Annotated in this window: 11 protein-coding genes and 1 pseudogene; 5 read left to right on the forward strand and 7 right to left on the reverse strand. The window is 46.5% G+C overall.

Annotated elements, in window-relative coordinates; all coding sequences use genetic code 11:
• Positions 1-10: 10 nt before the first annotated feature.
• The 5 genes from V7Z69_RS03405 to V7Z69_RS03425 all read right to left on the reverse strand — a co-directional run bounded on the left by V7Z69_RS03405 (position 11) and on the right by V7Z69_RS03425 (position 4,630).
• Positions 11-880, reverse strand: a complete 870-nt coding sequence (locus V7Z69_RS03405; RefSeq protein WP_014163578.1) for a MurR/RpiR family transcriptional regulator — start codon at positions 878-880, stop codon at positions 11-13.
• An 89-nt stretch (positions 881-969) separates the two neighbouring features.
• Positions 970-2,325 (reverse strand): MATE family efflux transporter, encoded by a 1,356-nt coding sequence (locus V7Z69_RS03410; protein WP_014163577.1) that lies wholly within the window; start codon positions 2,323-2,325, stop codon positions 970-972.
• A 42-nt stretch (positions 2,326-2,367) separates the two neighbouring features.
• Entirely contained in the window at positions 2,368-3,303 is a 936-nt protein-coding gene (locus V7Z69_RS03415; protein WP_014163576.1) for a radical SAM protein, read from the reverse strand.
• Positions 3,304-3,335: 32 nt separating this feature from the next.
• Positions 3,336-3,698 carry a helix-turn-helix domain-containing protein gene (locus V7Z69_RS03420; RefSeq protein WP_014163575.1) on the reverse strand — a complete coding sequence of 121 codons (363 nt, stop codon included), beginning with the start codon at positions 3,696-3,698 and terminating at the stop codon, positions 3,336-3,338.
• Entirely contained in the window at positions 3,695-4,630 is a 936-nt protein-coding gene (locus V7Z69_RS03425; RefSeq protein ID WP_014163574.1) for a triphosphoribosyl-dephospho-CoA synthase, read from the reverse strand. The genes V7Z69_RS03420 and V7Z69_RS03425 overlap by 4 nt, the downstream gene beginning before the upstream one ends.
• 77 nt (positions 4,631-4,707) lie before the next feature.
• On the opposite strand from V7Z69_RS03425, the gene V7Z69_RS03430 reads away from it, so the two are divergent.
• Positions 4,708-5,187 (forward strand): metal-dependent transcriptional regulator, encoded by a 480-nt coding sequence (locus V7Z69_RS03430; protein ID WP_014163573.1) that lies wholly within the window; start codon positions 4,708-4,710, stop codon positions 5,185-5,187.
• A gap of 95 nt (positions 5,188-5,282) precedes the next feature.
• Positions 5,283-5,768 (forward strand): YbaK/EbsC family protein, encoded by a 486-nt coding sequence (locus V7Z69_RS03435; RefSeq protein WP_014163572.1) that lies wholly within the window; start codon positions 5,283-5,285, stop codon positions 5,766-5,768.
• A gap of 7 nt (positions 5,769-5,775) precedes the next feature.
• Here V7Z69_RS03435 and V7Z69_RS03440 read toward each other — a convergent pair whose 3' ends face one another.
• Positions 5,776-6,198: a PPC domain-containing DNA-binding protein gene (locus V7Z69_RS03440; protein WP_014163571.1), complete on the reverse strand. Its 423-nt coding sequence runs from the start codon at positions 6,196-6,198 to the stop codon at positions 5,776-5,778.
• 107 nt (positions 6,199-6,305) lie between these two features.
• On the opposite strand from V7Z69_RS03440, the gene V7Z69_RS03445 reads away from it, so the two are divergent.
• Complete coding sequence (locus V7Z69_RS03445) at positions 6,306-7,031, forward strand: sulfite exporter TauE/SafE family protein (RefSeq protein WP_244406313.1); 726 nt, start codon at positions 6,306-6,308, stop codon at positions 7,029-7,031.
• Between the two features lie 11 nt (positions 7,032-7,042).
• Here the strand turns inward: V7Z69_RS03445 and V7Z69_RS03450 are convergent, their stop codons facing one another.
• Positions 7,043-8,032, reverse strand: coding sequence for an asparaginase (locus tag V7Z69_RS03450; protein ID WP_014163569.1), 990 nt, complete (start codon positions 8,030-8,032; stop codon positions 7,043-7,045).
• 88 nt (positions 8,033-8,120) lie between these two features.
• Between V7Z69_RS03450 and trkA the strand changes: the two genes are divergently transcribed.
• Positions 8,121-9,503, forward strand: coding sequence for a Trk system potassium transporter TrkA (gene trkA / locus V7Z69_RS03455; RefSeq protein ID WP_334138551.1), 1,383 nt, complete (start codon positions 8,121-8,123; stop codon positions 9,501-9,503).
• 5 nt (positions 9,504-9,508) lie between these two features.
• Positions 9,509-9,758 (forward strand): annotated as a pseudogene (locus V7Z69_RS03460) (TrkH family potassium uptake protein); the annotation flags it as partial.

Raw genomic sequence — 9,758 nt, forward strand, 5'->3', positions numbered from 1 at the left:
CCTTTAATTATTAGGTGTATTTGAGCCCGAAAATGGGGTGGAAAATCCTTTCGTCATGTAAAAACTGAGCTTGTTTTTCGAGGGCCAATTGCACCTTATCTCCCATGTTGACTGCTAAGACGGAGGAAAGAAGGTGTACCAGGAACAGAGGGCCCAATATGCTGCTTCCAAACATGGGACTCGCTGCGCTTACGAAAAACTGCAGGTCGGAATACTTACATATTGGTGCAGCGGGGCTGTCAGTCATGGTTATTATTTTTGCGCCCTGTTCCTTGGCCAATGCCACTGACTCCGTAACTTCAAGTACGAAACTGGGAAGTTCACACACCACCACGGCATCGTCGGGGCCGACCGAGCGCGTTTGTTCTTGAAGGGTGAGGCTCGAGCGCTTCAGCAAAACGGAACGCATTCCCATCACCCTAAGCCTCATGTACAGTGACTCGGCGACCAGGGAGGATATACCCCATCCCATGCAGTAGGTTATGGTTGAACTGCTTATGATGTCGCAGAAGCTGCTTACCTTTTCAGGAGTCAACTGCTTCCAAGTTTCCTCCAGGTTTGCGTGCTCCAGTTCCAATATTTGGGTGGGGAGGTCTTGGCGGTTTTTCAACACCTTGGTTAGCATGGCAGCAGGGTTCACCTGTTCAAGTATGGCTTGTTGCAGAACCTCCTTCAATTCCGAGTATCCCTCAAACCCTAGCATCCTTGCCACTCTTACGAGCTGGGCTTTCGATACCTCTAGCTCATCAGCTACCTCTCCTATGGATTTAAAGGCGGCTTCCCTCATATTGGAAAGGAGATATTCTACGACTCGCTTTGCCTTCTTGGGCATATCGTCCATTTTTTCTCTTAGAAGTTCTTGCAGATCCTTGGGCTCCATCTCTCGCACTCCTTGCATTGTCAATTAGTAAACATTTGTTTATAAAATACACTTTCAGTATAAATTGAAGGGGGTGGATAGTCAACGTTTTAAGCTTTAGAGTTTATATCTTTTAGAATTAGCTTTAAAACCTTGCCAGCGAAGAGTAAAGACAAAAGGAAGGAACCTAAGGCCGATAGGGGTTGGCTCCACCAGAGAAACTTTATTCCCAGGTATAATCCCATAATGTAAGCCAAAGGAGCCCTCAGGAGGAGAGTTCTCGTTATCTGCGATATCATGCCGAAATAAGCATAGCCGCTTCCTTGAAAAAGCCCCCATAATGTTATGTCCACGGCGGCGAAAACATAGCCTGTCGCAGAGGCCCTGATGGAATCTATCGCCATAGAGGCCATTTGGGGTGTGGGTGCAAATGGAATGAGAAAAAAATCAGGGAAAGTGTAGATCAGAAGGCCTATAGCTAGCATGAGGGTTATTGCCGCCTTTGCAGCTATCTTCAGTGCTTCTTTTACTCTTTGGAGGTCTCCTTTCCCTATGTTGTAGCTCAAAAACGGTATAAGTCCCGAGTTGATCCCAAAAACAGGGAGGAACGCAAACATCTCTATTCTATTGCCCAGCATCCATGCGCTTATGGCTGCGGGGCCAAATATGGATAATACTTTGTTCATTAGCGCTGAGCCAATTGCCATGCTCGCCTGTGAAAGAGCCACGGGAAATCCGACGATGGAAATGTCTTTGCTGTTTTGGAGAAAGTTGCTCTTCAAGGTTAGCATAGGATGTATGACGGTGCGTTGCTTGAGTCGGTTAACCAAGTATATGAGAGAGATTATCCTGCCTATGAGTGTGGCTATCGATGCTCCTGCGATTCCCCACTTCAAGCCGAAGATAAGTATAGGGTCTAGCACTATGTTTATGAGGTTTCCCAGGAGCATGCTTGCCATAGGTGTGAAAGTGTCCCCTTGGCTTCTGAAAAGGGCTTCCCATAGCAATGCAAGGCCCATTAAGGGGGCTCCTATGATCATCCATGAGGAGTATGCGTAGCATTCCGAAAGAACTCCATCTTTTGCTCCCAGTAGAGAGTAGAACCTATCTGACAGCTCAGGGGACAAAAGAGGGAAGGGTAAGAGTGATAAGAACAAAATCAGCATAAAGGAGGTGTTGGCGAAGCTTTGAGCTTCTTTTGTTCTTTTTGCCCCTAACTCCTTGGTTACACATGTAGTGGTTCCCACGGCCATGCCATTGGCTACGGCGAATATGACGAACAAAAGAGGAAAGGACAAGGACATGGCTGCCAGCGATACTTCTCCCAGCCATGATACAAAGATAGTGTCCATTAGGTGAAATAGCGTATGAAAAAACATGGAAAGCACCGATGGAACTGCTAGTTTTAGGAGGGCTTTACCTACGGTTTCTGATCCCATGTCAACCTGTAGTTTAGTTTTGAGCATAACCTTACTCTTGACCTCCAGCCTGGAACTTTTTAAGTGCCCTTACCACCATATGATTCTCTCCAATACATCTGATTCTGTTATGCCAGTTTTATGCGCCAGGCTCTTTATTCCTCTTTTTGAGTGTCCAGAAAGCAGGGAGCGGTGTTTTGCTGATACTACCCAAGGCCCTCTGGGGTTTATTTTATTTAATTTTTCTGTTAGAGCCTCAGACCGTATGAGCTCTCCCAGTGCTGGATGTGAAGGTCCAGCGGCCACCGATTCTCTCAATGAGTCAGTTTCATGTAGCCCTATTCTTAAAATTTCGAATCCCATGTTCTCTGCGGAAAGGAGTATCCGCGCAGCCTGGTTTATGCAGCGCTCTGTGCTCAGGGGGGTGAATTGACCATTGATCCACAGAGAGAACAGCTCCGTTTTTGGGAACACCAGGCAAGGATAGAGCCTTATCTGCATCGATGAAGGTCCCTTGATTTTGCAGAGCTTTTCCAAGTCCCTTATGGAGCTTTCTGTATCTTGATAGGGTAATCCCATCATGAGTTGGGCTCCCACTACGAACCCTGCGGATATTAGCATCCTGAGCTTTTTTAGGGCTACATCTGAAGTATAGCCCCTTCTGCATGCAGCAAGTACCCTGTCGTCCAAGGACGATATGCCAAGCTCTACAGCGTACACGTTGTATCTTCCCAACTCGCAGATTATGTCTTCGTCAATGCATGAAGGGTGAGTGGAGATCCTTATACGGCTTCCTTTGGGGGCCTTTGACGCAGCATCAAGTAAGTTTGAACGAACTTTCGGAGGAAGGCAAGTGAAACTTCCTCCGAAGAAGCATATCTCTACCGGCTCTTCTGATTTTTTTATCTCTGAAAGCACTTTCTCTGCAGTGACGTCATTTGTGTGGCCTGTTATAGCCCACTGGTCACAATATATACATCTATTAGGGCACGATTGCATGGGTATGAAAAAAGGAAGCTTTTTCAATTATCTGTCTCCCCTAGCTAAAGGTCTTAAGGTTAATTAGAGCCTCTGTCTTTTTGGATGTAGTTCAGGACTAAATCGATCATCTGCTTTATAAACTCTGTCTCCCGTTTTGTCAGTTTCGTATTTTTATACCATATTTCGAACTCGTCGTTGTAGTCCAATATTTCTTCCAGGTATAAGCGCCTCGTGGCAATGATGGGGGGGTGAAAGAGCAAGTCGGAAAGCTCTACGTCCAGTGTGTGGGCAAGGTTTCGCAGAAGTTTCATAGACGGCGTTCGTTTGTTTCCCTCCAAGGCTTGTATGTACGTTCTGCTTACCCCAACCATTTCTGCCAATTTTTGCTGCGTGAGGCCCTTTGCTTTTCTTATGGTTTTTATCCTTAACCCTAAACTCAAAATTTCTCCTCCCCGATTAGGTTTTCAGATAGCCTCCCGCGGGACTTTAGGTACTTGTGGCCGCTGGAAAAAGGATAGCATTTTTCTACCCAGTAGAGGAACACAGTGCAACTCAAAAGGTCGGCAGCACCGCCGGGGCTTACACCTTTTTCACTGAACAACTCATCGATTTTTTCTATGATCTTCTTTTCGCGTTTAGAGAAAGGTATGGGGAGTCTTAATAGCTTGTCGACGTATGTGGGGTATATGTGTGCCCAAAAATAGTAGCTTGATCGGGAGACCACGTTGGTGTCCTCGCAGTGTCTCATTATGCGGAATAGAGCGTAAAGGCAGCTGTCGTTCATTGACATCCCAAAGGACAGTGCGTGTTTTAGCGCTGGCAATCCCCAATTTATAACTGTTGGAAACCCTTTTTCTGCTTCCCCTCTAATGCCCGTCAACCCGTATTCAAGGTATAGCTTTTCTCCGTGTGTCAAAGGCCTTTTTGGTGGAGAAGTTCTAAGGCTTTCGAGTTCTTTTTTGCAGCACCCCCCGACAACTTGTGCGGCAAAGTTCGCGCAGGATTGAGCCGTTATGGGAACTTTCATATGCAGTGCAAATCCGGCACCATACAATAAGAGGGATAGGGCAAAAATAAGTCCTTTGTGCGTGTTAATGCCATTTGTCGCTTCCAGCATGGCAGCTTCCATTGTCCTGCCGGTCTCCCTTAGGTAGGGTAGCGCCTTTTGTGGAGATATGCCTGAGAGTCCCACATTGGCCTGCCTTTGCCAGAAAGGAGCAAGAGCTGAAGCGCTGAGTAGGAAGGTTGTGAAGTCCATGTCTTTATGAGCCCCTGAGTTGTACTTATCGACCAATCCAGGTTTTGGAGATGCCATTACCTCCTGAATGCATGCGGCAGTGGCCAATTGTGCCAGTTGAACTGAGTAGTACATGTGAGCCTCCTTGACTAATAAAATGTTTGTGATCATACTATGTTTTATAAAAACTAACAAAGATAGGTGAAGCTAACATGGAGCGATTAACTGCAAGAAGCGAAGACTACCTGAAAACAATATACAAATTAGAGCAAGAAAACAAGGTAGTGAGGGTAAAAGACTTGGCCCAGGCGCTGGGCGTTAAGTCGCCGACCGTGGTGGGGAGCCTCTATGGGCTAAAGGAAGCCGGGCTAGTGATACAGGGAAGCTACGGTTATGTTACTTTAAGCGACGAGGGTAAGGTATTGGCTGAGGAACTGATAGGTAGGGAAAGGATACTGGTTGACTTCTTCGAGAAGATATTGAATTTAGGAGAAGAGGAGGCCAGGACCAACGCATGCAGCATAGAACATTACATCACTCCTGCCTGCCGTGAGAGGTTGATAAGCTTCATAAAGTTTCTCTCCCATTGCCATTACGGTTCACCGAGGTGGTTAGAGCACTTCAAGGAGTTTGTGGAGACCGGGGAAAAACCTCAATGTGATAATTGTCCCCAAAAATATGGATCTAATTAGGTTGCTGACGCGCTTGTTAAAATGCTAAAAGAGTTGTAGTCTTCAGATGGCAAGGTAAACGCTATTTTGGGTTACTTTCAACTGGGGGGAACTATATGAATGGATGCATTTCAGAGAAATCTATAGAAAAAGTGAGAACCGAGCTCAATCGGCTAGGTTATGAAGGAGATATTATAGAGAGTCAAAGGACCATAAAGACAGTTGAGGATGCAGCCCAGGCGATCGGAGTAGAGCCTGGCAAGATCCTCAAAAGCTTGATTTTACTGACAGAGGATGGCCCCGTTTTGGTTTTGATGTCGGGGGTAAACAAGGTGGACTTGAAGAAGGTTAAGGAACTTTTGAACGCAAAAAAGGTAAAATTTGCATCGCCTGAGTACATAAGAGAAAACTTTGGATATGAAGTTGGGGGAGTGCCGCCTTTGGGATATGAACAACACCCCCCCACCTTGTTGGACAGGGATTTATTGAAATTCGACATGGTATGGGCAGCTGCAGGATCGGAATTTGCGTATTTCCCTGTTCCTCCCCGGGATCTTGTAGTGTATACTTCTGCAGAGGTGGCCGATATTTCTAAGCATTGAGGGAAGTCTACCTTTTTTCGGGAACGATTGCTTCGAACCACCCGTTGTGCTCGCGGCGAAGCCTGATGGTATTGAGAGGAATCAGGGTTATCTCAAGGTTGTGATAGCAAATGGCTCGTAGTATGTGGCCGCTATAAGGTCTGTGGTCCGACTTGTTTATTACGGCATGCAGATGGGGATATAAAGAAGCTCCTTTAATGCTTACGTTTCCGCTCAAAGCCGAAAGCTCAAAGGGGCCAACTAGGTCTTCTTTTGCGTAATCGGTACCTGTGTACCATCCGAAGGTAACTTCTTTGAGCATGCCTAGGCCAGTAACCACCACGGCGGAGTCTATAGAGTACTCTTCACAGGCAGTAGCTATACACGTAAGAAGCTCCTCGTCGTTCCCAGGCCTTATAAAAATGCAGTCAGAGCTAACTGCATATCGCATGATACCACCTCCTGTAATGGTTATATATAGCATTTTAGCACAATAATGAAGGAAACAAAAAGTTATTCGAGGTGAAGTGGATGGATTTTATTACCCTTATCCTTACTATGTTGGTTGGAGTGGTTGCAGGTTTTCTCAATACAATCGCAGGAGGAGGAAGTTTACTTACCTTGCCTTTTTTGGTTTTTTTGGGCTTGGAGGCATCTGTTGCAAATGCAACCAATAGAGTGGCCATCCTTCTTCAGAACGTCGTTGGAACCTTAAGATTTAGGCGAAAAGGTGTTTTGGATTTAAAGGAAGCGATGTTCTTAGCTTTTCCCGCACTTTTAGGAGCCGTTCTGGGGACATATGTGGTTATAAACATCGAAGAAAGGTTTTTGAAGCTGGTGATAGCCGCTGTCATATCTATTATGGCCTTTCTTTTGGTGTTCAAACCGAAGATGTGGGAAACCCAAAAGGAAAAGCACTTCCCCATTTGGGCAAAAGTTCCCATATTTTTCCTGATAGGAGTATATGGCGGCTTTATTCAGGCAGGTGTAGGGTTCATCTTGATATGGGCTCTTGTAGGAGTAGTGGGAAAGGATCTTGTAAGGGCTAACGCTTTGAAGGTGGCTATTGTCTTAGCTTACACCACAGTCAGTTTGGCTCTTTTTATGTCTAAAGGGATGGTCGATTTCGCAATCGGCTTTTCCCTGGCGGCGGGGAATATGTGTGGGGCATATATTGGAGCATGGTTCGCCGTGAGCAAGGGTAACAGGTGGATTCGTTACATCCTCGCGGCGGCAGTTTTTGTAAGTGCTATTCGGATGGCTATGGGCGCTTTGGGAGCTTAGGGGCGAACTGTTTAAAGTTCGTCCCTAAGGTATTTTTGGAGAGTTTCTCCTTTCAATCCGGCTCCTAGGGCAACGGCAAGACGTAGCCTGGCTTGATGAGGTCTTAGCCAGCCTCCATCATATACTCCCATTTCGAGTAGCTTTTTGGTGCTTCCTTCGTAAGCGTATTGTATGCTTGTGTGTCCCCTGTGGCAGCGCGAGGTAATTACGACAGGTAGCCCTTTTTTGATGAGTGGTTTAAGGTGTTTAATCCAGGAAGGGGGCACGTTTCCTGCACCGAAACCCGCCAACACAATGCCATCCAGATCGCAGCATTCTGCAATACAGGAGAGGATCTCTTCTCCTCCTCCCAAGGTGGCCCACAGGACTGCTATCTTACCAGCAGGATTGATGTCATGGCCCAAGAATGGAGGTCTTTTGGGTTGTCTTATTACGTATATTTTGCCGTCAACGAACTCCGCAATGGGGCCTCTCCCAGGAGCGTAGAAAGCATCCTTTCTATGGCCGATTTCTTTTGCTACCTCTGACGCGGCGAACAACTGATCTTGAAGGCATGCAAGGACACCCATTCCCCACAGGCGTTCACAAGAAGCAGCAACCAAAGATTGGATGAGGTTTGATGCGGCCTCTGAGCCTGGCACACCTATGGGAAGCATGGAGCCGGTGAAGATGACTGGCTGAGGGTAGGGCCATAGTAAGTCTGTCAGGTACGCCATTTCTTCCAAGGCATCTGTGCCACTTGCTACCACTATGCCGTTTATTCCGTCTTGAACAAGCTTTTTAAGGAGTTGAACCAAATCTACAGTCATCCTTATGGTGTAATGACTGCTTGGTTGATGCCCCCAGTCGATGATTTCCAAATTTTCTTTGTAGTTATCGGGCACAGCACCTAGAATGGAATTTGCCGTCTCCGTCGGGATGAATCCTCCCTGACGGTCGTTGTATGACATGCTTATGGTGCCGCCCGTTCCTACGAATGCGATCTTACCCCTTTTGCTCATGGAATCCCCCCTCGTTATAGATGCAAGTTTACCACTTTTCCTATCCGGAAAAAACGTGTAAGCTTTCATAGGTATTGAAAAGAAGGGGTTGATACAGTTGAAAGTTGTGGTCGTAGGCGCAGGAGAGGTAGGTTATACCGTTGCTAAAAGCCTTTCACAACAGGGCCATGACGTTACATTGGTGGAAAAAGATGAGATGCGGGCATCAAAGGTGGAGAACGAGCTGGATGTAATGGTAGTAAGAGGTAATGGAGCTCGCCCTCCTATCCTTGAAAAAGCAGGTATAGCTCAGCCTAAAAGCGATGTAGATATTTTAATAGCATGTACAGATCATGACGAGGTAAACATACTAGCTTGTTGGATAGCCAAGAGAGCTGGAGTTCCTAAGGTTATATCTAGGGCGAGAGGGTTGGAATACACCGATAGCCCGGAATGGGCTCGGGAGCTAGGTATTGATGTGATGATATCCCCTGAGCGTTCAGTGGCAAGGCAAATAGAGGAACTTCTGTCTGTCAGCGCTTCAGATTATTCCGCTGAGTTTTTCGGAGGCGTCGCTGGGCTTTATACCTTCAAAGTCTCGAAGGAATCTCCTTTGATAGGCCACACCCTGAAAGATGTTAGGGCAAAGCACCCAAGCATCATGGCCTTGATAGCCTACGTAGAAAGGGACGGCGGGGGATTTGTTCCTTTCGGTGAGACAAAACTGCAGCCAGGTGATCTGTGTTTTGTTATTACATTGAAAGGGCAGCTGGGAGAGTTGGAGGAACTCTTCCAGAGGCAAAAGAGCAGGAAACTTAGGAGGGTAATAATAGTAGGCGGCGGAAAGATTGGTTTTCGAGTCGCGAAAAGATTGGAGAGCAGGTACCCACAGCTGGACATTCGGCTTATACATCAAGACAGGGAAAAGTGCGATAAACTTGCGAGGGAGTTGGAAAGGACCATTGTGTTAGTTGGTGATGGAGCTGATGAAGAGCTTTTGCGTCGCGAGGGGGTAGAAGGAGTCGACGGGTTTGTGGCTACGACTGCGAATGACGAAAGAAACATCCTGATGGGAGTTATAGGCAAGGCTTTAGGGGCCAATAAGAGTATTGCCGTTGTAAGGAGAGGCTTCTTCGAAAAGTTGGACAAGTATTTGCCTGTAGATGCGATGGTAAATCCCAACGAGGCATTGGCGTCGGTCATAATGAGATATGTCCTTTATCCCTCAGCGGCAGGAGGCCTGTCGATAATAGAGAGAATAGATGCAGAAATATTGGAGGTTACCATAAGCAAGGACAGCAGCGCTCTAGGTGTTAAGATATCTGAAATAGGGTTCCCGAAAGGAGCTTTGATAGCCTTGGTCTACAGAAGAGGTCAGGTGTTCGTTCCGACAGGGGACACGAAGCTCGAAGATGGTGATCAGGTAGTACTTTTTGCATCTTCGGATAAAATGCAGCAGGCACTAGATATTTTGGGGGTAAAAGTATCTTGAGATTCATGGTCGTGCTGAAAGTTTTAGGTGTTTTGTCTGCCATAATTTCTGCGTTCATGATTTGGCCTCTCGGGTGGGCGATCATTGATGGTTCATCTGACGTGTTACCTTTTGTAAAAAGTGTGACGATAGGTCTTCTTACTTCCTTGGCTTTTCTGTTCTTAAGCAGGAAGTCAAAAATTCAGGATATTGAGGCGAGGGAGGTCAAGTCCTATATTTTGTGTAAATTTGTTTTGGTCTCTGGTAATGGTCTTA

Origin of the sequence: Thermovirga lienii (genome assembly GCF_036847465.1) — a bacterium.
Lineage (GTDB): Bacteria > Synergistota > Synergistia > Synergistales > Thermovirgaceae > Thermovirga > Thermovirga lienii.

Coding starts and splice junctions, on each gene's coding strand:
- V7Z69_RS03425 (WP_014163574.1), bottom strand. CDS start 4,630: ATGTACTACTCAGTTCAACTGGCACAATTGGCCACTGCCGCATGCATT.
- V7Z69_RS03405 (WP_014163578.1), bottom strand. CDS start 880: ATGGAGCCCAAGGATCTGCAAGAACTTCTAAGAGAAAAAATGGACGAT.
- V7Z69_RS03445 (WP_244406313.1), top strand. CDS start 6,306: ATGTTGGTTGGAGTGGTTGCAGGTTTTCTCAATACAATCGCAGGAGGA.
- V7Z69_RS03410 (WP_014163577.1), bottom strand. CDS start 2,325: ATGCTCAAAACTAAACTACAGGTTGACATGGGATCAGAAACCGTAGGT.
- V7Z69_RS03450 (WP_014163569.1), bottom strand. CDS start 8,032: ATGAGCAAAAGGGGTAAGATCGCATTCGTAGGAACGGGCGGCACCATA.
- V7Z69_RS03440 (WP_014163571.1), bottom strand. CDS start 6,198: ATGCGATATGCAGTTAGCTCTGACTGCATTTTTATAAGGCCTGGGAAC.
- V7Z69_RS03435 (WP_014163572.1), top strand. CDS start 5,283: ATGAATGGATGCATTTCAGAGAAATCTATAGAAAAAGTGAGAACCGAG.
- V7Z69_RS03430 (WP_014163573.1), top strand. CDS start 4,708: ATGGAGCGATTAACTGCAAGAAGCGAAGACTACCTGAAAACAATATAC.